Origin of the sequence: Streptomyces varsoviensis (assembly GCF_000718635.1) — a bacterium.
GTDB lineage: Bacteria > Actinomycetota > Actinomycetes > Streptomycetales > Streptomycetaceae > Streptomyces > Streptomyces varsoviensis.
Genome location: NZ_JOBF01000035.1, coordinates 1 through 23,386, shown reverse-complemented (window position 1 = coordinate 23,386; position 23,386 = coordinate 1). Strand labels below are relative to the sequence as shown.

General features: G+C 74.3%; 16 protein-coding genes and 1 pseudogene. 4 read left to right on the top strand and 13 right to left on the bottom strand.

From position 1 onward, the window contains the following. Positions 1 to 221: 221 nt before the first annotated feature. Positions 222 to 3,710 (top strand): SCO5717 family growth-regulating ATPase, encoded by a 3,489-nt coding sequence (locus IF55_RS33325; RefSeq protein ID WP_048832988.1) that lies wholly within the window; start codon positions 222 to 224, stop codon positions 3,708 to 3,710. A 117-nt stretch (positions 3,711 to 3,827) separates the two neighbouring features. On the opposite strand, the gene IF55_RS33320 is transcribed toward IF55_RS33325, so the two are convergent. From IF55_RS33320 to rimP, 9 genes are all read right to left on the bottom strand, one after another. After that, positions 3,828 to 4,853, bottom strand: a complete 1,026-nt coding sequence (locus tag IF55_RS33320; protein ID WP_078645685.1) for a bifunctional riboflavin kinase/FAD synthetase — start codon at positions 4,851 to 4,853, stop codon at positions 3,828 to 3,830. Positions 4,854 to 4,898: 45 nt separating this feature from the next. Further along, on the bottom strand, positions 4,899 to 9,161 hold the full coding sequence (locus tag IF55_RS41030; protein ID WP_048832987.1) for a S1 family serine peptidase: 4,263 nt from the start codon (positions 9,159 to 9,161) through the stop codon (positions 4,899 to 4,901). 285 nt (positions 9,162 to 9,446) lie between these two features. Beyond that, entirely contained in the window at positions 9,447 to 10,358 is a 912-nt protein-coding gene (truB, locus tag IF55_RS33310) for a tRNA pseudouridine(55) synthase TruB (protein ID WP_030890358.1), read from the bottom strand. After that, a complete protein-coding gene (gene rbfA, locus IF55_RS33305; protein WP_030890356.1) occupies positions 10,355 to 10,858 on the bottom strand; it encodes a 30S ribosome-binding factor RbfA in 504 nt (167 codons plus the stop codon). Before rbfA ends, truB begins: the two co-directional genes overlap by 4 nt. Before the next feature lie 38 nt (positions 10,859 to 10,896). Next, positions 10,897 to 11,190 (bottom strand): DUF503 domain-containing protein, encoded by a 294-nt coding sequence (locus IF55_RS33300; RefSeq protein WP_030890354.1) that lies wholly within the window; start codon positions 11,188 to 11,190, stop codon positions 10,897 to 10,899. A gap of 164 nt (positions 11,191 to 11,354) precedes the next feature. After that, on the bottom strand, positions 11,355 to 14,441 hold the full coding sequence (gene infB, locus IF55_RS33295; protein WP_030890351.1) for a translation initiation factor IF-2: 3,087 nt from the start codon (positions 14,439 to 14,441) through the stop codon (positions 11,355 to 11,357). Between the two features lie 148 nt (positions 14,442 to 14,589). Next, positions 14,590 to 14,877 carry a YlxR family protein gene (locus IF55_RS37920; protein ID WP_078645682.1) on the bottom strand — a complete coding sequence of 96 codons (288 nt, stop codon included), beginning with the start codon at positions 14,875 to 14,877 and terminating at the stop codon, positions 14,590 to 14,592. Between the two features lie 180 nt (positions 14,878 to 15,057). Further along, positions 15,058 to 16,095, bottom strand: coding sequence for a transcription termination factor NusA (gene nusA / locus IF55_RS33290; protein WP_030890347.1), 1,038 nt, complete (start codon positions 16,093 to 16,095; stop codon positions 15,058 to 15,060). Positions 16,096 to 16,097: 2 nt separating this feature from the next. Then, the gene (rimP, locus tag IF55_RS33285) at positions 16,098 to 16,673 is read right to left on the bottom strand and encodes a ribosome maturation factor RimP (protein WP_030890345.1); all 576 of its coding nucleotides are present in this window, start codon (positions 16,671 to 16,673) and stop codon (positions 16,098 to 16,100) included. A gap of 232 nt (positions 16,674 to 16,905) precedes the next feature. Between rimP and IF55_RS33280 the strand changes: the two genes are divergently transcribed. The 3 genes from IF55_RS33280 to IF55_RS33270 all read left to right on the top strand — a co-directional run bounded on the left by IF55_RS33280 (position 16,906) and on the right by IF55_RS33270 (position 19,114). Then, the gene (locus IF55_RS33280; RefSeq protein WP_245661615.1) at positions 16,906 to 17,466 is read left to right on the top strand and encodes a hypothetical protein; all 561 of its coding nucleotides are present in this window, start codon (positions 16,906 to 16,908) and stop codon (positions 17,464 to 17,466) included. A gap of 1 nt (position 17,467) precedes the next feature. Further along, complete coding sequence (locus tag IF55_RS33275) at positions 17,468 to 18,016, top strand: ferritin-like domain-containing protein (RefSeq protein WP_048832986.1); 549 nt, start codon at positions 17,468 to 17,470, stop codon at positions 18,014 to 18,016. A gap of 165 nt (positions 18,017 to 18,181) precedes the next feature. Further along, positions 18,182 to 19,114: an aminoglycoside phosphotransferase family protein gene (locus IF55_RS33270; RefSeq protein ID WP_030890337.1), complete on the top strand. Its 933-nt coding sequence runs from the start codon at positions 18,182 to 18,184 to the stop codon at positions 19,112 to 19,114. A gap of 117 nt (positions 19,115 to 19,231) precedes the next feature. On the opposite strand, the gene IF55_RS33265 is transcribed toward IF55_RS33270, so the two are convergent. The 4 genes and pseudogenes from IF55_RS33265 to IF55_RS33250 form a co-directional block, all read right to left on the bottom strand. Beyond that, positions 19,232 to 20,932 carry a proline--tRNA ligase gene (locus IF55_RS33265; protein WP_030890334.1) on the bottom strand — a complete coding sequence of 567 codons (1,701 nt, stop codon included), beginning with the start codon at positions 20,930 to 20,932 and terminating at the stop codon, positions 19,232 to 19,234. A gap of 107 nt (positions 20,933 to 21,039) precedes the next feature. After that, complete coding sequence (locus IF55_RS33260) at positions 21,040 to 21,573, bottom strand: GNAT family N-acetyltransferase (protein WP_030890332.1); 534 nt, start codon at positions 21,571 to 21,573, stop codon at positions 21,040 to 21,042. Positions 21,574 to 21,678: 105 nt separating this feature from the next. After that, positions 21,679 to 22,524 carry a GNAT family N-acetyltransferase gene (locus tag IF55_RS33255; RefSeq protein WP_030890329.1) on the bottom strand — a complete coding sequence of 282 codons (846 nt, stop codon included), beginning with the start codon at positions 22,522 to 22,524 and terminating at the stop codon, positions 21,679 to 21,681. Positions 22,525 to 22,855: 331 nt separating this feature from the next. Then, positions 22,856 to 23,386, bottom strand: a pseudogene (locus IF55_RS33250) (flavodoxin-dependent (E)-4-hydroxy-3-methylbut-2-enyl-diphosphate synthase); the annotation flags it as partial.

Here is a 23,386-nt window from a genome sequence, read left to right as displayed (position 1 = left end):
GGCCGTAGGCGGGCAGGTGACTCATCGGACACCGGTAAGGGCGGGGGCGGGCCTGCCATCGCACCGCTGATGATGATTAGTCTTGGTGTACGTACGCGCAGGAGAGGCCGAGTCTCGGGCTTCTGCGTCACATACGGGGGAAACCCGGGCAGTCGGACGACGGGAACGGTCGGCCCCGACAAGAAATCCAAGGGCGCTAGACCACACCAGCAGGAGGCATTGTGAGCAGCGATCGGGACGAGAGCCGCGCTGGCGGGAAGACGGCCGGCGAGGATCGGTCCGACGCCGAGCACGAGCACACGGGCGAGTTCACCATCGATTACACGCCGCCTGCCTGGTACACGCAGAACGCGTCGGGCGACCAGGGCGGGGCTTCGACGCCTCCGCCGCCGTCGGGCATGCCGTTGCCGCCCCCGGGCCAGTTCCAGCAGGGGTGGGCGCCGTCGGCGGCCGAGCCGCCAGTGGCTCAGCAGCCGGCCGCCGCTCGCCCCCCGGTGCCCCCGCAGCCCGCCGCCCAGCCCCCGGCCGCGCAGCCGTCCGTACCGCCGCAGTATCAAAGCGGTCAGTCCTGGCCCCAAGGCGATCAATCGCAGACCCCCAGTGGACAGTCGCAGTCTCAGGGTGGGCCGGCCGCCGCTCCCGCGAGCCCTGCTCCGACGGCTCCGGTCTCGGCGCCGCCCGCCCCCGCCTCGCCCCCCACGCCCCCGAGCGCGGCAGCGGCCGCGCCGGAGGCGAAGGACGAGAAGGAGGCGAAGGAGGCGAAGGAGGAGGAGAAGCTGCCGAGCTTCGCCGAGTTGCACGCGGCGGTCGCGGCGGTGAACGGAGGAACGGCGGACCTCGAGCACACCGCCGACACCGGCTCCGACCTCGACACCGACACCGGCTCCGGCTCCGGCTCCGGCTCCGGCTCCGGCAGCTCCAGCGGTAGCTACCGGCAGGGGAATGAAACTCCCGCCGCCGGCGCGGGAAGCGCTCAGGAAGCGGAACGGGCCGCCGACGGCACCGGCGGCGGTGGCGTACCGCTCGGCGGGGACACCATGCGCTTCTCCAGCGCCGACCTGCGCCGCGAGGCCGCGAAAGCTGCGGGCGGAGCGAAAGGCACGGGCGAAGCGGAAGCGGAAGGCACGGGCGAGAGGGGAACGGCCGCCGACCGGACGCCTGCCGATGACGCCGCGGCCGAGGCGCGCGACGGCGCCGGGGAGGACGCACGCGGCCGCGGTGACGTGCGCAGCGAGGGGACGATGAGGTTCGCGCCCGCCACGCCGCGCGGCGAGGGAACGGCCGCCGAGCCCGCGGACGCGAATGCCGCGCCGGCCGCCCCGGAGGACGCGGTCGCCGACGCCGTACCGTCCGTACCGGAGGACGATGCCGCGTCCGACGGCCCGAACGTGCCTCCTCTCCCGCTGGGTTGGGCCTCGTCGCCCGCGCCGCCCAGTGGGCTGCCGCCGCTGCCGCCGGACTTCCAGCCCGCGGCACCGCAGCCCCCGCAGGCTCCCCCGGCCGCCGCCGCGCCGTCCGGTGGCGCGCCGTGGGCGCAGCCCGCGCCGGAACAGCAGCCGGGCGCGGCGGCTCAGGCGGCCCCGGGCCCGTACGCGCCGACGAGCGGCCCCGGCGCCGGTCCCGTACCGCAGGTACCGCAGGGCTCCCCCGCACCGCCCCAGCCCGCCGAAGGCTCCGCGTCGGCAGCGCCATCCGCCCCCAACGTTCCTGCCCCGCAAGCCGGTTATGGGTATCCCGGCCCGGCCGGCCCGGCCGGTTCGTCCGCTCCGCAGGGCGGCTACGGCTTCCCGCAGCCCGGAGCCGCCTCCTCCGCCGCACCCGCCGCGCCCCAGCCCGGCGGCCCGTACCCGCCGCAGCCCGCGGGCCCGTACGCGCCTCAGCAGCCCCAGCAGCCCCAGCACCCGGCCGCGCCGCCCGAGGCACCGGCCCCGGCCCCGACCGCGCCCCCTCAGGGCGGCTACGGCTACCCCGGCCCGGCCGCGCAGCCTCCGGCCCCAAGCGCCCCGGCCGCCTCGGCCGACACTCCTGCCGCACCGGCCGCCTCGGGCAACGCCCCTGCCGCGCCGGCGAGTTACGGCTACCCGCAGCCGCAGCCGGGTGGCCCGCAGCCCGGCGCGATGCCTCCGGCCGCCGAGCCGGCGCAGCCGGGGCCGGGCTACGAGGGCGCGCAGCAGGGGCCGGCCGACCCGCGCGCCGGCGGCTGGCCCACCGTGACGCCCGAGCAGCGGCAGCGTTCCGTACACGGCGCGCCGCTGGGGTACACGGCGGCGGTGGAGCTCTCCTCCGACCGGCTGATCAGGGGAAAGCAGAAGCCCAAGAAGCAGGGCGGCAACGCAGCCTCGCGGTTCAAGTTCGGCGCGAAGAAGGAGGAGGCGGAGCGGCAGCGCAAGCTGGAGCTGATCCGTACGCCGGTCCTCTCCTGCTACCGCATCGCCGTCATCAGCCTCAAGGGCGGCGTCGGCAAGACGACGACCACCACGGCCCTGGGGTCGACGCTGGCGAGCGAGCGGCAGGACAAGATCCTCGCGATCGACGCCAACCCGGACGCGGGCACGCTCGGCCGCCGGGTGCGCCGTGAGACCGGTGCGACCATCCGCGACCTGGTGCACTCGATCCCGCAGCTCAACAGCTATATGGACATCCGCCGCTTCACCTCGCAGGCGCCCTCCGGGCTGGAGATCATCGCCAACGACGTGGACCCGGCGGTCTCCACGACCTTCAACGACGAGGACTACCGGCGCGCTATCGACGTGCTCGGCAAGCAGTACCCGATCATCCTCACCGACTCGGGCACCGGCCTCCTCTACAGCGCGATGCGCGGGGTCCTGGACCTCGCGCACCAGTTGATCATCATCTCGACGCCGTCGGTCGACGGCGCGTCCAGCGCCAGCACCACTCTGGACTGGCTCTCCGCGCACGGCTACGCCGACCTCGTCTCGCGCAGCATCACGGTGATCTCCGGGGTCCGCGAGACCGGCAAGATGATCAAGGTCGACGACATCGTGTCGCACTTCGAGACCCGCTGCCGCGGCGTCGTCGTCGTGCCGTTCGACGAGCATCTGGCGGCGGGCGCGGAGCTGGACCTCGACATGATGCGGCCGAAGACGCGCGAGTCGTACTTCAACCTCTCCGCCATGGTCGCCGAGGACTTCGTACGGGCCCAGCAGCAGCAAGGGCTGTGGCCCGGGGACGCCAACAACCCACCGGGACACATGGGTTCGCCCGCGCAGGGCGGTTACGCACCCGCTCCGGGTCAGAGCCAGGGCCAGGCCCCCGGGCAGTTCCCCGGCCAGGGGCAGGCGCCTGGCCAGGCGCCGGGTGCGCCGGGTGGTCCGTACGGCGCGGCTCCTTACGGCGGCGGCCCGTACAACAGCGGTCCGTACAACAGCGGCCCCTACGGCGCCCCGTACGGCGGGCAGCCGCAGCAGCCCCAGCCCTACCCGCAGCCGGGACAGCAGGGACAGCCAGGGCAGCAGGGCCAACCAGGAGGCTGGCAGCAGCAGCCCCCGTACCAGCCGCAGCCGGGCCAGGGCCAGGGGCAGGGACAGATGCCGGGCTGGCCGGCCCAACAACCGCAACAGCCGCAACAGCCCCAGCAGCCGCAGTCCCCGCCCCAACCGCCCCAGCCCGGCCAGCAACCGCCCCACCCGGAGCAGCATCCGCAGCAACAGCCCGGATACGGCTACCCGCCGGCCCCGCCGCAGCAGTAGCAGTACCAGCAGTAGCAGCTCAGAAAGCACCACCAGAGGACGAAGGCAAAGCGGAGGGGCGGGACCGCGCACACGATGTGCGGCCCCGCCCCTCCGTCATGTCGCTCCCCCGAGGACCTACCGCGCGCCCTCGCCCCCGGCCGCATCCCCCGCGTCGGCCCCATCAGTCACATCGGACCCATCAGTCACATCGGCCGCATCGGCCGTCTCGATCAACTGCCGGGCCCGCTTCACGTCGCCCGCCATCCGCTCCAGGAGCGTGTCGATGGAGTCGAACTTCTCCATCCCCCGCAGGTAGGCGAGGAAGTCGACCGCCACGTGCTGCCCGTACAGATCGAGGTCGACGCGGTCGATGGCGTACGCCTCGACCGTCCGCTCCGTGGCGTCGAACTGCACGTTCGTGCCGACCGAGATCGCTGCGGGCATCGTCTCGCCGTCCGCGGTCAGCCACCCGGCGTAGACGCCGTCGGCGGGGATCGCGGTGTGCGGCAGGGTCTCCACGTTGGCGGTCGGGTAGCCCAGCTCGCGGCCGCGCTGCGCGCCGCGCACGACGACGCCCTCGACGCGGTGCGGCCGCCCCAGGATCTCCATCGCGCCCGCGACATCGCCGTCGGCCACCAGCCGCCGGGTCAGGGTGGAGGAGAACGGCTGCCCGCCGCCCGCCTCGCCGCTCACGAACAGGTCGACGACCTCGACCTCGTAGTCGTAGGTGGCGCCGAGCTCCACCAGGAACTCGACGTTGCCGGCCGCCTTGTGCCCGAACCGGAAGTTGGGGCCCTCGACGACGAGGCGCGCGTGCAACTTGTCGACCAGCACCTTGACGACGAAGTCCGCGGGCGACAGCCGCGAGAACTCGGCGGTGAAGGGCAGGATCAGCAGCGCGTCCACGCCCAGCTCCGCCATCAGCTCCGCACGCCGGTGGTGCGGGGCCAGCAGGGGCGGATGGCTGCCCGGCCGTACGACCTCGCTGGGGTGCGGGTCGAAGGTGACCACGACCGACGGCACGCCGAGCTCGCGCGCCCGCTCCACCGCCCGGCCGATGATGAGCTGGTGCCCGCGGTGCACTCCGTCGTACGAGCCGATGGTGACGACGCTGCGTCCCCAGTCCTCGGGGATGTCCTCCAAGCCACGCCAGCGTTGCACTGTGCCCGCTCCTCGCCCGAACCTTTGTCTGTCCAATACGCAGGTCTAAGAGTGCCATGCCGGGTGCTCGCGCCACGCATCGGGCATTGCGCCCGCCAGTTGGCCGCGGGTCCGCGGGCTCACCACGGCCGCCCATTCGGCGGGGGCCGATTCCAGCCAGCCGCGCACCAGGGCGGCGAAGCCGGGCACGTCACGGGCGAGCTGGAGCAGCCGCCGGTCGAAACAGGCCGCGCCCTCCGCCGTACGGGCCAGCAGCAGCCCGGTGCGGTGGACGAGATCGCGGGTACGGGCCGGGCCCCGGTCGGCCGCGCCCTCGGCGGCCGCCCGCAGCAGCGCGTCCAGGGTGGCGGCATCGGGCACGTACTGCCCGTACCGGCCGTACTGTCCGTGCCCCTCGTGTTCGAGCAGCACCTCCAGCAACTCATGGCGCAGGGCGCGCGAGAGGGGGGTGCCGGGGGCGGCGAGCACGGGGGCGAGGGCGCGGCGCGCGTGCGGCGATCTGGCCCGCAGGAAGTCGGAGACCAGCGGGAAGAGCAGCGCTCGCACGGCCGGGCCGTGTTCCAGCCTGCGGTCCACGAAGGCCGCGGCGTGCCGGGCGCCGCCGGGGCGGTGCTCGACGTGTTCGCGTACGAGCTCGGTGGCGCGGCGGGCGAGCGCCGGGGCCGTCACGTCCGCCAGCGTCCGCATGACCTCCAGCGGACGGGCCGGGTCGTCGCCCGGCTCGCCCAGGCGGGACCGGAGGGCTCGCAGCACCGGTTCGGGGTGGGTGGTCAGGGCCGTGGCCAGGACATCCGGCGTGAGCCGCGGGTCGCCGTCGGCGAACCGTTCGAGGGCCCGCGGCAGATAGCCGGCGCGCGTCTTGGGATCTTGTACGAGCAGGGCGAGGGCGGCGCCGTGCAGGGCGCGGTCAGCGGGGCCGGCGAGGAGGGCGAGAGCGGCGTAGCGCAGCAGTTCGCGGTCGGCGTCTGTGGTGATGTGCGGGGCGGCCCGGAGCCCGTACGCGGCGGCGGCCGCGTGGCGCTCGTCGCGGCTGTCGTGCGCCCACCGGTCCACGGCCCGGCAGACCGCCGACGGCTCGTCCTCGGCGAGAGCGTCCAGCAGCTCGTCGGCGAGCGGGTGGGCCGCGGCCACCAGCGCCTCGGTGAGGTCGTCCACGGCGCGTCGCCGGTGGGTGTGGAGCAGGGCCTGGGCCGCGACCGCGACGGTGGGCCGCATGCCGTCGCCGTCCGGCGCGGCGGCGGCCCGGAGCGGGCGGTCGTCGGTGAACCAGCGGCAGAGCAGTGTCTGGGCCGCGCAGGGGTCCTCGGCCAGTACGGTCGCGACGGCGGGCAGGAACCGCTCGGGCTCCCGGGCCGGGTCCTTGGCGGGCGGGGCGTCGGCGGGCAGCAGCAGCCGCAGCAGTTCGAGCCGGTCGGGCAGGGCGAGCCCGAGGCGCAGCCAGAACCACGGCCCGAACTCTCCCAGCCCGCCGTGGCACAGGGAGCGCGCCGCCACCCGATCGGCGAGCGAGCGCAGCACCCCGAGGTAGGGGGTGGCATCGGGCACCCGCAGCAACGTCTCGCCCAGGAGATGGGCCGCCCACCAGGAGGCGTCGGCACGCTGCTCCGCCGCCGTCGACCGGTGCCGGCCGGGAGGCTCGTCGGCGCGTACGGGCCTCCCCTCGCCCGCCGGCGGCCCCGGGCGGCGGTCCCGCGCCACGGCGACGGCCCGTACGGCGCCGCTCCCCGCCCCGGCCCACTCGCCCCCGTCCGACGCGGTCTCTCGCCTGTCGCCCCCTGCCGCGTTGCCGGCCGACGCCTCTCGCCCACTGTCCCCGACCATGAGGCCGGCCCCCGCCGACCTGCCTCGGCCCCGCGCCCGGCGCAGCCGCCCGTCCGTACTCACGGTCCAGGCGTCGCCGTCGGCTACCGCCGCGGTCGTACCGTCCGCGGGCGGCGCGGTGCCCCAGCCCTCCGCCGGGGCCGAGGGAGCTTCCGGGAAACCGGGGCGCTCCTCGTCGGGTCCTGGCGCGCCGAGTACGTCCACGGCGTGGACCAGCTCCGTCAGGCGGCGGGCGAGTTCGGCCGGCCCGGCGCGGCGGCCGAGGAGCAGCAGGGCGTGGAGTACGGGGCCGATACGGTGCCGGGGCACGGGCAGGGGGCGGTGCCGTCCGGGCGGCGGGGCGGGGGCCGGCCGTCGGCGGGCGGCGCGCCTGCCCCATCTGCGTACGGACGCGGGAGCGGCTTCCTCCGGGCCCGCGGGGGCGGCTCCGGCCCGGGAGGGCAGCCGGACGTCGGTCTCCTCCGCCTCCGGGCCGGCGACCGGCGCGTCGGCCGGTCGGACCCGTGCCTCGTACCGGCGGTGCACCAGGGCGGTCAGCGCCAGGTCGAGGTCGAGGTGCTGCCCTTGCAGCCAGTCCGCGAACTCCTCGTGCGCGAAGCGGTAGCCCGAACCGGCCGGGACGAGGAGGTTCTCCTTGAGGACGGCGGCGGCCCAGCCGGTGCGCCAGGGGAAGAGCTCCTCGAACGACGCGCGGTCCAGCTCGCCCTGGCCCGGCCCGAGGCAGCGTCGGGCGGCCTCGTGCGCCTGCCCGGCCACGCGGGCGGCGAGCCGGCGGACGGCGCTGCCGGGTCTCTTGGGCAGTTCGTCGGCGGTGAGGCGGAGCGCGACGCGCAGGCAGAGCAGGTCGAGGTAGGCGGAGAAGATCTCCCACCGATCGGGGGCGCACGGCTCCTCGGCTGCTCCCGCCTCTGAACCACCGCGCGCGCCGGTAGCGCGCGCCCCCTGCGCCGGCGCACGCCCCGACCCCGAACCGCCCCCCGCCGCCCCGGCCGCCTCGATCGGGCCAGCCACCCCGACAGCCGTGGCCGCACCTCCCTCACCCTCCGCCCCACCGGCCGCCCCAGAAACATCCCCCATCGCCGCCCGTACCTCCGCCAGCAGCCGCAGCGTCAGCGGATGGCTGTCGTCCGCCGGTGCCACGGCGTCGCCCGGCAGCCCGTACCGCACGTACGCCTGGTCCCGCTGCCGGCCGGTGAGGTCGGTGAGCCGGGCGCAGGGCGGCAGGGCGCGGGCGCCGGAGCGGGCGCGGTGCGCGGGGCGGTGGAGGGCGTGCGGCGGGAAGAGTGCTCCGGCCTGTTCCCAGTGCTCGGGGCGGCAGGCGACGATCAGGCGGGCCCCCGAGGCGCGCAGCCACTCGGCGGTGGCGGCCGTCCAGCCCGCCAGCTCGCGGGTGAGCGCGGGCGGCGTCTCCTCCGGCCCGTCGAGGAGGACGAGCAGCGGCCGCCCGGCCGCGCGCGTCAGCCGCGCGATCGCCTCAGGGGTCACGGCCTCCGTGTCGCCGACCGTCCCGGCCGCCCCCGCCGACGCCGTGACGACGCGGCCCGCCGCGGTCAGCGCCCGCGCGACGGCGTCCCGGACGCTCGTGTCGCCCGCGCGCAGGTCCGCGCCGCGCAGCCACACCGTGGGGGCGGGCGCCGCGCCCCTGGCCCGGCGCGCCGCGAGCGCGGCCAGTTCGGTCGTACGGCCCGTGCCGGGGTCGCCGACGAGGCCGAGCACCGGGGCGTCGCCGTCGAGGAAGCGGGTGAACTCCTCGGCGGTGTCCGGGCGTTCGGCCGGTTCGCCCCAGGGTCGGGGGCCGTCCGCCGGGCCGAGGGAGAGGGCGGTGAGCTGGAGCGCGCCCGCGAGGTTGAGCTCCGGCCCGTACGCCGGCACGGTCGCGCTGTTGCGCGCGAGCAGCGCGGCGAGCGGGCCTTGGGGGTCCGCCGCGGCGGTGGCGCGCAGCGGGATGGCGAAGCCGCCCGCCCGGCGGCCGGTCTGCAGGGCGGTGCCGAGGACGGCGACGACCGCGCCGGTCCGCGCGTCGAGCACGGGCCCGCCCGCGGCCCGCTCGCCGAGCCGCACCGTCTCCCGGTCCCCCACGGTCAGCTCCAGCGCCGCGCCCAGCAGGTGGAAGCGGTCGGTGGCGGTGTACGTGACGGCCGCGCCGCCCACCACCCTGGCGTCGAGCCAGCGCCGCGTGCGCAGCCGCACGCCCGCGCCCGGCTCGATGGCGGTGGACGCGGAGACGGCGAGCGGCGGCGCGCTCAGCCCCTCGGTGCGTACGAGCGCGAGGTCCCACTCGGGGAGGGCGATCACGGCGTCGTCGCCGACCAGGCAGGTCTGTTCGCCGGGGGCGTGGAGGACGACGCGGGCGAGGCCGTCGACCGCCTCGTGGCTGGTGATCAGGGTGCCGTGGCCGTCCGCGAGGAAGCCCGTGCCGCGCGGCCGCCCGGCCAGGTCCCGGACGCGCACCAGCGCCTCATCCGGATCGGTTCGCCGCCACCCCATCCGCCGAGCCTCCCCGTGCCCCGCCACCCCGTACTCCGACGGTATGCGGCCGATGATCGCCGGAAACACCTCGAACGGCGAACGCGCCCCCTCGCACCCCCCTGGTTCACTCCGAGCGCCTGCCCGAAGGGGTGAATCAGGGCCGCGGCCTGGATAAAGAGCCGGTGAGGGGGATTTTGGGGCGGGGGGCGAGCCGACCGCGCCGGCCCGCCCCACGATGTCCCGAAGAGATCGACGCCCCAGGACGGCCCGGAGCGGCCGGAAGGGCCCGGGGCGGCACGCGCGTCAGGCGAAGACCGCCAGGCTCTTGGCCTTGCCGCCCTGGTTCTCGACGAGCACGAGGAACGCGCCGTCGGGGCCGAAGACGGCGACCGGCCCGGTCGCGGCCGCCACCGGCGGCGGCATCCGCAGCCGCACGCCGTTGGCGAGCAGCCGGGCCTGGTCCCCGTCCACGTCCCAGCGGCTGAACGCCGCCGCGGCGGCCTCGGCGACGGGCATGACCGTCAGCTCCTCCTGGAGCCGCTCCAGCGTGCGGGCCGCGTCCAGCCCGTACGGGCCGACGCGGGTGCGCCGCAGCGCCGTGAGGTGGCCGCCGACGCCCAGGTCCGCGCCCAGGTCGCGGGCGAGCGCGCGGATGTACGTACCGGACGAGCAGACCACGGAGACCAGCAGGTCCTGTACGGGCGTGCCGTCCTCCGCGAGCGCGTCGTGCACGGCGTGGACGACGAAGGAGGAGACCGTCACGGGCCGCGCGGGGATCTCGAACTCCTCGCCCTCCCGGGCCCGCGCGTACGACCGCTTGCCGTCGATCTTGATGGCGCTGACCTTCGACGGCACCTGCATGATGTCGCCGCTCAGCTTGGCGACCCCGGCGTCGATGTCCTCGCGCGGGATGCCGGAGGCGTCGGCGGACGCGGTGATCTCGCCCTCCGCGTCGTCCGTCACCGTGCTCTGGCCGAGCCGGACCGTGCCGACGTACTCCTTCTCGGTGAGCGCCAGGTGGCCCAGCAGCTTCGTGGCCCGCTCGACGCCGAGCACGAGCACGCCCGTCGCCATCGGGTCGAGCGTGCCCGCGTGCCCGACCTTGCGGGTCCGGGCTATGCCCCGCATCTTCGCCACGACGTCGTGCGAGGTGAAGCCGGCCGGCTTGTCGACGATGACCAGGCCGTCCGGACAGGTGGATGCTGCGCGCTTCATTCGGCGGCGGTCCCCTTGCCCTTCGCGTCGCCGTCGGCTCCGCCGTCGCCGTCTGCGCCCTCCGCGCCGTCTGTGGCGCTCTCGCCCGGCTTGCGGTACGGGTCGGCGTCGCCGGCGTACGACTTGCCGGAGGACACCTCGCGGACCTCCGCGTCCTTGGCCTTGGCCTTGGCGAGCAGGTCCTCGATGGTGCGGGCGTTGTCGGGCAGGGCGTCCGGCACGAACGTCAGGGTCGGGGTGAAGCGCACCCCGGTCTCCCGGCCGACCGTGGAGCGCAGCACGCCCTTGGCGCTCTCCAGGGCGGCCGCGGAGGCCGCGCGCTCCTCGTCGTCGCCGTAGACCGTGTAGAACACGGTCGCCTCCCGCAGGTCGCCCGTGACCCGGGTGTCCGTGATGGTCACATAGCCGAGCCGCGGGTCCTTGATCCGGCGCTGCAGGGTCTCCGCGACGATCTCCCGGATGCGGTCGGCCAGCTTGCGCGCCCGCGCGTTGTCGGTCATGCGCCTACTTCTTTCTTCTTCGGTTCATTCATCAGTCGTCACTCGTCGTCGCCGTGGATCCGCCGTCGCACGGACAGCAGCTCCACCTCGGGGCGGGCGGCGACCCAGCGTTCGCAGCGGTCCAGCACGTCCACGAGATGTCCCGTGTCCCCGGAGACCACCGCGAGTCCGATCTCGGTCCTGCGGTAGAGGTCCTGGTCGCCGACCTCCGCCACGCTGACCGCGTACGCGCGGCGCAGTTCGGCGACGATCGGGCGCACGACGGAGCGTTTCTCCTTCAGCGACCGTACGTCGCCCAGGAGCAGGTCGAACGAGAGTGTCCCCACATACATGCGGTACGGGTGAAGCCCACCCGGCGGGCCTGAGGCGTCGGTGTGAAATTCCTTGATCACAAGGCGGTGTACAAGCTCCTCGAACCGTACACGCAACGGCCGGGGCCGATCGACGGAATAACGCTCCGCCGACCGGCCCCGGGTCGCAACTTTGCGATCAGCGATCAGCCGCGGGGCTTCTCGCGCATCTCGTAGGTCGCGATGACGTCGTCGACCTTGATGTCGTTGAAGTTGCCGAGGTTGATACCGCCCTCGAACCCTTCGCGGATCTCGGTGACGTCGTCCTTGAAGCGGCGCAGACCCTGGATGTTGAGGTCCTCGGCGATGACCTTGCCGTCGCGGACGAGGCGCGCCTTGGTGTTGCGCTTGACCTCGCCGGAGCGGATGAGGACACCGGCGATGTTGCCCAGCTTGGACGAGCGGAAGACCTCGCGGATCTCCGCCGTGCCCAGCTCGACCTCTTCGTACTCCGGCTTGAGCATGCCCTTGAGGGCCGCCTCGATCTCCTCGATCGCCTGGTAGATGACCGAGTAGTACCGGACGTCGACGCCCTCGCGCTCGGCCATCTGCGTGGCACGGCCCTCGGCGCGGACGTTGAAGCCGATGACGATCGCGTCGGAGCCGGACGCCAGGTTGATGTCGGACTCGGTGACCGCACCCACGCCGCGGTGCAGCACGCGGATGTCGACCTCCTCGCCCACATCGAGCTGGAGCAGCGAGGACTCCAGGGCCTCGACCGAACCGGACGCGTCGCCCTTGATGATGAGGTTGAGCTGCTGGATCTCGCCGGCCTTGAGCACCTTGTCGAGGTCCTCCAGGGACACCCGGCGGGTGCGCTTGGCGAAGGCCGCGTTGCGCTCGCGCGCCGCGCGCTTCTCGGCGATCTGCCGGGCCGTACGGTCCTCGTCGACGACGAGGAAGTTGTCGCCGGCGCCGGGGACGTTGGTGAGACCCAGGACCAGGACGGGGGTCGAGGGACCCGCTTCCTCGACGTTGTTGCCCTTGTCGTCGAGCATCGCGCGGACGCGGCCGTAGGCGTCGCCCGCGACCATCGTCTCGCCGACCCGCAGCGTGCCGCGCTGGACCAGCACGGTCGCCACGGCGCCGCGGCCGCGGTCGAGGTGGGCCTCGATCGCGATGCCCTGCGCGGCCTGCTCCGCGTTGGCGCGCAGGTCGAGCGAGGCGTCGGCGGTGAGCACGACGGCCTCCAGGAGGGCGTCGATGTTCTCGCCCTTGCGGGCGGAGATGTCGACGAACATCGTGTCGCCGCCGTACTCCTCGGCCACCAGACCGAACTCGGTGAGCTGACCGCGCACCTTGGTCGGGTCGGCGCCCTCGACGTCGATCTTGTTGACCGCGACCACGATCGGCACCTCGGCCGCCTTGGCGTGGTTCAGCGCCTCGATCGTCTGCGGCATCACACCGTCGTTGGCCGCCACCACGAGGATCGCGATGTCGGTCGACTTCGCACCGCGGGCACGCATGGCGGTGAACGCCTCGTGACCCGGGGTGTCGATGAAGGTGATCGCGCGGTCCTCGCCGTTGACCTCGGTGGCGACCTGGTACGCACCGATGTGCTGCGTGATGCCGCCGGCCTCGCCCGCGACGACGTTCGTCTTGCGGATCGCGTCCAGCAGCCGGGTCTTGCCGTGGTCGACGTGGCCCATGACGGTCACGACCGGCGGGCGGGAGACGAGCATCTCCTCGCCGCCCTCGTTCTCGCCGAACTCGATGGAGAAGGACTCCAGGAGCTCGCGGTCCTCCTCCTCCGGGCTGACGACCTCCAGGACGTAGTTCATCTCCTCGGCGAGGAGCTGAAGCGTCTCGTCGGAGACCGACTGGGTGGCGGTGACCATCTCGCCGAGGTTGAGCATCACGGCGACGAGCGACGCCGGGTTGGCGTTGATCTTCTCCGCGAAGTCGGTGAGGGAGGCACCACGCGACAGGCGGACGGTCTGTCCATTGCCGCGCGGCAGCATCACGCCGCCGACCGACGGGGCCTGCATGGCCTCGTACTCCTGGCGCCGCTGCCGCTTCGACTTGCGGCCGCGCCGCGCCGGACCGCCGGGGCGGCCGAAGGCGCCCTGCGTTCCGCCACGGGCGCCGGGGCCGCCGGGACGACCGCCGAAGCCGGGACGGCCGCCGAAGCCGCCGGGGCCGCCGCCACCGGGACGACCGGCGAAACCGCCGCCGCCACCCGGACGGCCGGCACCGCCGCCGCCACCGGGACGGCCGGCGAAACCGCCGCCGCCGGGACGGCCGGCACCGCCGGGACGGCCCGCACCACCAGGACCGCGACCGCCGCCGGGGCCACCGCCGGGACGGGGGCCGGCAGCCGGACGCTGCGGCATCATGCCGGGGTTCGGACGGTTACCGCCGGCCGGGGGGCCGGGACGCGCGCCGCCCTGCGGACGGGGCATGCCGCCCGGGGTCGGCCGGGCGCCGCCCTGACCGCCCTGGGGACGCGGCGCGCCACCGGGACCGCCCTGCGGGCGCGGGGCACCGCCGGGGCCGCCCTGACCGCCGGGGCGCGGGGCGCCGCCGGGACGGGGGGCCTGCGGGCGGGCCATGCCCGTGGAGCCGCCGGACGTGAAGGGGTTGTTGCCCGGACGCGGTCCGGACGGGCGGGCGCCGCCGGGGCGCGGGCCCTGGTTCTGGCCGCCCGGACGGGGGCCGCGCTCGGCACGGCCGCCCTGCTGGCCGCCGTCCCGCTGCTGGCCGCCGCCCTGCTGACCACCGGGGGTCGGGCGGGCGGGGCGCGGGCCGGGGGTGGCGCCGGGGCGCGGGGCGGGCCGCTCCTGCTGGGCCGGGCGCTCGGACTGCGCCGGGGCCGGGGCGGAGAACTCCGCGGCGGGCACCGGGGCGACCGGGCCGGGCTTGGCCGGCGCGGGCTTCGGGCCCGGACGCGGGCCGGGCGTCGGCGCGGAGCCGGTTCCCGAGGCCGCGGCGGGCTTGGCGGGGGCGTCCGCGGCCGGCTTGGGCGCCGGGGCAGCGGGACGCGCCGACGGGCCCGGAGTGGGCGCGGCCGGCTTGGCGGGGGACGCCTTGCGGGGCGCCCCGGGCTTGGCAGCGGACTTGCCGGCGTTGCCGCCGGGCCCCTGCAATGCGTCGGTCAACTTGCGAACAACCGGCGCCTCGATCGTCGAGGACGCCGAACGTACGAATTCACCGAGTTCTTGGAGCTTGGCCATGACGACCTTGCTCTCAACTCCGAACTCCTTGGCGAGTTCGTATACCCGGACCTTAGCCACTTCGCTCCTTTTAGGTCCGGGTTCACGCCGGACCGTCGCTACTTCATGGGCGTACTCATCGCGTACTCATCGAGTGCTCATCGCAATCTCGACCTACTTCCGACTCGCGAGGTACCTGACCGCACGGCTTTCCCGTGCCGTTCTCTTCTTACGGCGTTACCTGCTCGACAAAACCACGCACCCGCGCGGTGTCGAGCGGTCCCTGGTCCCCCTGATAGCGGAGGGCCCGGGGAAACGCCCGGCGGCGGACCGCCAGGTCGTAACAGACCACTGTGGGGTGCACATAGGCACCCCGGCCGGGCAGCGTACCGCGAGGGTCGGGGGTGCAAGCGCCCTCGACCGCCACGATGCGCAGCAGTTCGCTCTTGGCCGTTCGCTCCCGGCAACCCACACAGGTTCGCTCTGGGCATGCTCGGGCGTGCGTCCGACCAGACACTGCTTAAGTCTACCTCCCCGCGACGACATAACCCCTTCGGGTTACTGATCGCGTGTGTATTCGTCCCGGCCCGTCCCCGGCCCGGGTGTACGGGTCCGGGTTCGGCCCGGGTGGACGGCGCCGGGCTCGGCCCGGATGTATAGGGCCGGGCCCGGTCCGGGCCGTACGGTCGTCCGGTGCTCAGTCCCGGTCGCGGTCCCGGTCCTGGTCGCGGTCGCCGTCCCGGTCGCCGGGCTGCTCCGTGTCCGGCCGGATGTCGATGCGCCATCCGGTGAGCCGGGCGGCGAGCCGGGCGTTCTGCCCTTCCTTGCCGATGGCGAGCGAGAGCTGGTAGTCGGGGACGGTGACCCGCGCGGAGCGCGCGCCCAGGTCCACGATCTCGACCTTGGCGACCCGGGCCGGGGAGAGCGCGTGCGCCACCAGCTCGGCCGGGTCGTCCGACCAGTCCACGATGTCGATCTTCTCGCCGTGCAGCTCGGCCATGACCGCCCGCACCCGGCCGCCCATCGGACCGATGCACGCGCCCTTGGCGTTCAGCCCGGACCGGGTGGACCGGACGGCGATCTTCGTGCGGTGGCCGGCCTCGCGGGCGATGGCCGCGATCTCCACGGAGCCGTCCGCGATCTCCGGCACCTCCATGGCGAAGAGCTTGCGCACCAGGTTGGGGTGGGTGCGCGAGAGCGTCACGGACGGGCCGCGCACGCCCTTGACCACCCGGACGACATAGGTGCGCAGCCGCGTGCCGTGCTTGTACTCCTCGCCCGGCACCTGCTCCTGCACCGGCAGGATGGCCTCCAGCCGGCCGATGTCGACCAGCACGTTCTTCGGGTCCTTGCCCTGCTGCACGATGCCCGCGACGACATCGCCCTCGCGCCCCGCGTACTCGCCGAACGTGATCTCTTCCTCGGCGTCGCGCAGCCGCTGCAGAATGACCTGCTTCGCGGTCGTCGCCGCGATCCGGCCGAAGCCGGAGGGCGTGTCGTCGAACTCGCGGGGCTCCTGCCCCTCCTCCAGGTCCGTGAGGTCCTCGGCGTTCTCCTTCGCCCACACCGTCACATGGCCGGTGTCGCGGTTCAGCTCCACCCGGGCCCGGCGGCGGCTGCCCTCGGTGCGGTGGTACGCGATGAGGAGGGCCGACTCGATCGCCCCGACCAGCAGGTCGAACGAAATCTCCTTCTCCCGCACCAGACCCCGCAGGGCACTCATGTCGATGTCCACGGCTACGCCTCCTCTTGGTTCTCGTCGTGCGCGTCGTCGCCCGCGTCGACGGTGTCGTTCGCGCCGTCCGTGTCGTTGGCGTCGCTGTTGATGGTCCTGCTCTGCTTGCGGTTGAACTCGATCTCGACCCGTGCCTTGGCGATCTCGGAGAACTCCAGGCGGCGGGCGGTGGGCTTGCGCCCCTTCACGCCCGGCACCTCCACGTCGAGACCGTCGTCGTCGACGGCGATGATGCGAGCGACCAGCTCGCCGCCGTCGGTCAGCCGCGCCTTGACGAGGCGGCCGACGGCGCGCCGGTAGTGGCGCGGCTCGGTCAGCGGCCGGTCGGCGCCGGGTGAGGTGACTTCCAGGGAGTACGGGGCTCCGCCCATCGCGTCCGTCTCGTCGAGCAGCTCGGAGGCGGCCCGGCTCAGCTCGGCACACGTGTCCAGCAGCACGCCCTCGTCGGAGTCCACGACGATGCGCAGTACGCGCCGCTTCCCGGCCGGCGTCACCTCGACCTCTTCCAGATCCAGCTCTCGCGCGCTGACGAGAGGTGCCAGCAATTCGCGCAGCCTCTCGCTCTGGGTGGTGCTCATCCGGGTGACTCCTCGGCCGCGTGTGCTGTTGTGGGAAAGTCGCGTGTCAGGACAGAGCCTAGCCGTTCCGGCAGCCGGCTGACGATTCGGTGGCCGCTCCCGGAACCCCCGCCACCGCGCCGGTACGCTCACGTGCGGTGATCATTCCCGGATCATTCCCGAACGAGGCGGAAAGAGGAACGTGCCGCTCACGACGACGAGGCGGGGCCCGGCCGACCCGCACAGACGCAGCGTGCTGACCGGGGCCGCGGCCCTCGGCGCGGCGGCGCTGCTCGCCGGCTGCTCCGCGCACCAGGACGGCGCCGAGGGCGACAAGCGCGCCGCCGCCGGCGCGCGGCTACGGGCGCGCGCCGCGCGGGACTCCACCGCGCTGCTGGAACGCTACGAGGCGACGCTGGCCGCCCACGCGGGGCTCGCGGGGCGCCTGGCGCCGCTGCGCTCCGAAGTCGCGCTCCACGCGCGGGCGTTCGGGGCGCGCGAGAAGCGCGCGACGGGATCGTCCACGCCGTCGGCGTCCTCCTCTGCGTCGACGTCCCCTGCGTCGCCCTCTCCGTCGTCCGCGTCACCCTCGACCGTGTCGTCGTCGTCCGCCTCATCCGCCTCTCCGACGGCCGGTACGGACGTACCGCGGGACGAGAAGGGGGCCCTCGGCGCGCTCGCCGACGCCGAGCGCCGCACCGCCGACGCCCACCTGGCGGCCCTCGCGGACGCGCCGCCGGAGCTGGCCCGGCTCCTCGCCTCCGTCGCGGCCGCGGGCGCGGCGCACGTCTATCTCCTCACGGAGGGAAGCTGACATGGCCGACGTGACGCCGCGCCCGAGCGGCACCATCTCCGCGGGCCCCGGCGGCGACGCGCTCGCCGCCGCCCAGGCCGCCCTCGCCGCCGAACACGCCGCCGTGTACGGCTACGGCGTCGTCGGCGGGCGGGTGGACAAGGCGCGCGCCGCCGAGGCGCGCCAGGGCTACGACGCGCACCGCGCCCGGCGGGACGCCATGCGGCGCACGGTGCGCGACCTCGGCGGCACGCCCGAGCCCGCGGCCGCCGCGTACGCCCTGCCCTTCCCCGTCCCGGACGCGCAGGCCGCGGTGCGGCTCGCCGCGGAGCTGGAGAGCCGGGTCACGGGGGTCTACGCCGACCTCGTACGTGCCGCCACGGGCACTCTGCGCCGTACGGCCGCCGACGCCATGCGCGAGGCGACGGTGCGCGCGGTGCGGTGGCGGGGCGGGAGCGTAGCCTTCCCAGGGCTCGCCGAGCGGGCCGACGCGGCGGACTCAGCAGGCTCAGCGGACACAGCCGGAACGCCGGGGGCGTCGGGGACACCGGGGAGCGCGGACGGCATGTGAGGACCGTCGCCCCGCCCGGGCGCACGGCGACCGCCCGTCGCCGCGATCGCCCCGCCCGGCACCGACCGGTGTGAGACCGACCGCCCGGAACGAACCCGTCCGAGATCGAGCCCGGCCGGCACCGACCCGTCTGACAGCGACTCGTCTGAAAGGGACAGCTCAGGGATGACCGACGCGAACGACCGCCTCCAACCGCCGGAGCGGCTGGTACGCACCCTGAGCGCCCGTCAGGGACCGGCCGGCGACGCCGCGCGGGACTGGCTCGCCACGCTGCCCGCCCGGGCCCGGCACTACCTGGAGCGCTGGGAGCTGACGCCGCTGCGCGTGCAGCGCCCCGGCGGCCGGTCCAGCATGGTCGTCCTCGTACGGCAGTCCGACGACACGCCGGCCGCGCTCAAGCTCGGCCTCCTCGACGAGGAGACCGCCCAGGAGCACGCGGCGCTCACCCAGTGGAACGGCTGGGGCGCGGCGCGGCTGCTGCGCGCCGACCCGGAGGGCGGCGCGCTGCTCCTGGAGCGGCTGCACGGGGATGTCAGCCTGCGCTCCCTGGCGGACCCGAAGGCCATGCTGGAGGCCGCCGCCACGTTGCAGCGGCTGTGGGTGAACCCGGAGGAGGGGCACCGCTTCGTCTCGGTCGCCGACCGTACGGCGGCGCTGGCCGACCAGGTGCGCGAGCAGCGCGCGCAGCCTTGGGCCGCGGACGCCGAAGCCGTCGTCGACGAGGCCCTGGAACTGCGCGACGCGCTGGTCGCGGACGCGCCTGGGGACGCGCTGCTGCACGGCGACTACCACCAGGGGAACGTCCTGGCGGGCGACCGCGTCCCCTGGCTGGCCATCGACCCGAAGCCGCTGGTGGGCGAGCGCGCGTACGACCTGGCCCGGCTCGTACGCGACCGCTCGGACACCCTCCTGGCCTCCTCCGGCGCGGCCTCCGCCGCCCGCCGCCGCGTCGCCAAGCTGGCCGACTCCCTCGATGTGGACCGCGACCGCCTCCGCGGCTGGTCCCACTTCCGCACCACCGAGGCCGCCCTGCGAAGACTCTCCGAGGGCCACCGCCAGCAGGGCGAGCTGCTGCTGGAATTCGCGGGTTTGCTGTAACCCCGGCCTCGCGTGCGACGGCCAAGGGTCGCGCCCTCAAGCCCGTCCGGCGGTTGGGCCCGGGGGCCCGGGGCAGCGCCCCGAAGACCCCGGACGGCCACCGCCAGGATGTCGCCGTCAGGCGGTCACACGGGCGATCGCCTCCGCCACCGGAAGCTCCTCCCGCTCCCCCGTCCGCCGGTCCTTGAGCTCCACGACTCCCTCGGCGGCCCGCCGCCCGGCGACCAGGATCGTCGGCACGCCGATCAGCTCGGCGTCGGTGAACTTGACGCCCGGCGAGACGCCGGCCCGGTCGTCGACGAGCACCCGCGTGCCCGCCTCGGCCAGCCGCTGTGCGATGTCGAGGGCCAGCTCGGTCTGCTGGGCCTTGCCCGCGGCGACGATGTGCACGTCGGCGGGGGCGATCTCGCGGGGCCAGCAGAGCCCGGCATCGTCGTGGGTCTGCTCGGCGAGCGCGGCGACGGCGCGGGAGACGCCGATGCCGTACGAGCCCATGGTGACGCGCACCGGCTTGCCGTTCTGGCCGAGCACGTCGAGTCCGAACGTGTCGGCGTACTTGCGGCCGAGCTGGAAGATGTGGCCGATCTCGATGGCCCGGTCGAGCTTGAGGCCCTCACCGCAGCGGGGGCAGGGGTCGCCTTCCTCGACGACGACCACGTCCAGGTACTCGTCGACCTCGAAGTCCCGGCCGCAGACGACGTTGCGGGCGTGCGTGTCGGCCTTGTTGGCGCCGGTGACCCAGGCCGTGCCGGGCGCGACGCGGGGGTCGGCGAGGTAGCGGAACGCCTTGCCGGCCAGGCCCTGCGGGCCGACGTAGCCGCGGACGAGGTCGGGGCGGCCGTCGAAGTCCTCGGCCGTCACCAGCTCCACGACGGCGGGCGCGAGGTGCTCGGCCAGCTTGCCGAGGTCCACCTCGCGGTCGCCGGGGACGCCGACGGCCGTGATCTCGCTGTCGACCTTGACCAGGAGGTTCTTCAGCGTCGCCGAGGCCGGCACGCCGAGGTGCTCGGCGAGGGTCTCGATGGTCGGGGTGTCGGGGGTGTCCAGCTCCTCGACGGGGCCGTGCTCGGTCTCGGGCACGGGCGGCACGACCGCGGTGACCGCCTCCGTGTTGGCGGCGAAGCCGCAGGAGGGGCAGTCGGCGAAGGTGTCCTCTCCTGCTGCGGCGGGGGCCAGGAACTCCTCGGACGCCGAGCCGCCCATGGCGCCGGAGACGGCGGAGACGATGCGGTAGTCGAGGCCGAGCCGGGCGAAGATGCGGGTGTACGCCTCGCGGTGCAGCCGGTACGCCTCGGCCAGCCCCTCGTCCGAGGCGTCGAAGGAGTACGAGTCCTTCATCTGGAATTCCCGCCCGCGCAGCACGCCGGAGCGGGGACGCGCCTCGTCGCGGTACTTCGTCTGGATCTGGTAGACGATCACGGGCAGGTCCTTGTAGGACGTGCACTGGTCCTTGACGGTGAGGGTGAAGATCTCCTCATGGGTGGGGCCGAGGAGGTATTCGGCGCCCTTGCGGTCCTGGAGGCGGAAGAGCAGGTCGCCGTACTCCTCGTAGCGGCCGCTCGTCTCGTACGGCTCCTTGGGCAGCAGCGCGGGCAGCAGCACCTCCTGGCCGCCGATGGCGTCCATCTCCTCGCGCACCACCCGCGAGACGTTCTCCAGCACCTTCTTGCCGAGCGGCAGCCAGGTCCAGATCCCCGCGGACGTGCGGCGGACGTAACCGGCGCGGACCAGCAGCTTGTGGCTGGCGGTCTCCGCGTCGGCCGGGTCGTCGCGCAATGTCTTCAGCATCATCGTGGACATGCGCTGGACGTGGGCCATGGTGATCTCCTGCGTGCGAAGTGGGATGCACAGGAGATTAGCCGCCGCCACCGACAGCCGGGAAATGGGTGCCCCCGGGCGCCTCTCCCGCCGCCCCGCCCCGCCCCTCACCTCGGCAGCGGCAGCAGCGCGCCCATCACCGCGTAGGCGCTGGGCGCGGAGGGGAAGTGCACGGGCCGCGCGAGGTCGCGGTAGCCGAGTTTGCGGTAGAGGGCGCGGGCGGGGCTCTCGGTGTCGATGGCAGAGAGGATGGAGCGCGGTTCGTCGGCGCCGTCCGTGATGGTGGTGATCAGCGTCCGGCCGATGCGGTGCTTCTGGTAGGCGGGGAGCACGTGGAGTTCGGTGATGACGAAGGCGTCGTCGAGCCAGGCGTCGTTGCCCTCCGCGCGCAGATACGGTTCGACGATCGTCGCCCACCAGTGGTGGCGGTCGTTGGGCATGCCGTAGACGAAGCCGACGAGCCGGCCGTCCTCCGTGGTGGCGCCGAGGGCGCGGGCCCCGGGGCTGCGCAGGTGCCGCAGCACGATCTGGCGGCGTACGCCGATCTCGTCGTCGGTGAGCCCGAAGGCGAGCGCCTGCACGGCGAGGGCGTCGTCCACGCGTGCGGCGAGGTCGAGTGGACCGACCACGATGTCATCCATGCGGGGAGGCTACCGGTGCGGCGCGGGGCGCGTCCCGCCCCGCAGCCCCGTCGGCCCCATCGATCCCACCGGCCTCTACGGGCCGGGCCGAGACAGGTCCACGGCTCAGAACAGCACGCTCATGAACGCGCCGACTTCCCGGAAGCCGACGCTGCGGTACGTGGCGCGGGCGGCCGTGTTGAAGTCGTTGACGTAGAGGCTGACGACCGGGGAGACGTCGCGCAGGGCGTAGCCGAGGACGGCCGCCATGCCGGTCTTGGAGAGGCCGCGGCCGCGGTATTCGGGGGCGACCCAGACGCCCTGGATCTGGCAGGCGCGCGGGGTGGCCGCGCCGATCTCGGCCTTGAAGACGACGCGGCCGTCCTCGACGCGGGCGAAGGACCGGCCGGCGCTGACCAGTTCGGCGACGCGCGCCTGGTAGAGGAGGCCGCCGTCGCCCGCCAGGGGGGAGACGCCGACCTCTTCGGTGAACATCGCGACGCAGGCGGGCATGATCACGTCCATCTCGTCCTTGCGGACGCGGCGGACGAGCGGATCGGGGGCGATGTCCGGCGGCATGGCCTCGGTGACCATGAGCGGCTGGTGGGCGCGGATCTCGCGGGCCGGCCCCCAGCTCGGCTCCAGCAGCGACCACAGTTCGGCGGTGGCCTCGGTGGGGCCCACGATGGAGGAGCAGCGGCGGCCGCTGCGGCGTGCGCGGTCGGCGAAGGCCCGTACGGCCGCGGGGCCGGCGCAGATGGGCACCAGGTTGGCGCCCGCGTAGCACAGGGACTCCAGCCTGCCGTCCGCGTACCAGCCCCACATCTCACCGCCGAGCCGCCATGGGTCGAGCCCGGCGACCTGTACGCGTGCGGCGACGAAGGCGTTGGCGACCGGGTCGCGGTCCAGTACGGCGAGCGCCGCGTCGAGCTCTGCGGGCTCCAGGACCCTGGTGGTGGTCGTCGTCAACACGTGTCGGTTTGCCTCACCGGTTCGGGCCGCGGGCCATGGGGGATCAGGTCTTGGCACTGTACCTCGCGCTTCCGGCGCGGCACCGAGCGCGCGGACCGGACACGACAACGCCCCGCGCGGCGGACGCGGGGCGCGTGTGCCCGAGGGGCGGCTACGGGCGTCGGTAGGGCCGTGAGGGGCCGCCTCCGGCTCGACTACGGGCGTCGGTACGGCCGTGAGGGGCCGGCTCCCGCTCGGCTACGGGGGCGGGGCCCCCGCCGTGGGAGCGAACCGTCAACCCACGCTCACCGCGGGCTCGCCGGAGGCGACGCCGTCCTTCTCCATCTGTTCGGTGCAGCGGGTAATCACACCGCTGCGCCAGCAGCCGGTACGCGTTGACCATCACCACCGGATCGTTGTGCTTCACCGAGATCTTGATATCCCGGAAACCATGCTCCTCGAACAGCGAGCACTCCCACAGCGCCGACTCCACCAGCGCCTCCGGCGTCGCCCGCCCGTACTTCTGCAGCAGCCGCTTGTCCAGCGACCCCGCGTTCACCCCGATCCGGATCGGCGTCCCGGCATCGGAGGCCGCCTTCGCGATCTCCTTCACCTTGTCGTCGAACTGCCGGATGTTCCCCGGATTCACCCGCACCGCCGCACAGCCCGCGTCAATCGCCGCGAACACATACTTCGGCTGGAAATGAATATCCGCGATCACCGGAATGTTCGACTTCCGCGCGATCACCGGCAACGCGTCCGCGTCATCCTGCGACGGACACGCCACCCGCACGATCTGACAACCCGCCGCCGTCAACTCGGCGATCTGCTGCAACGTCGCACCGACATCCGCCGTCACCGTCGTCGTCATCGACTGCACCGA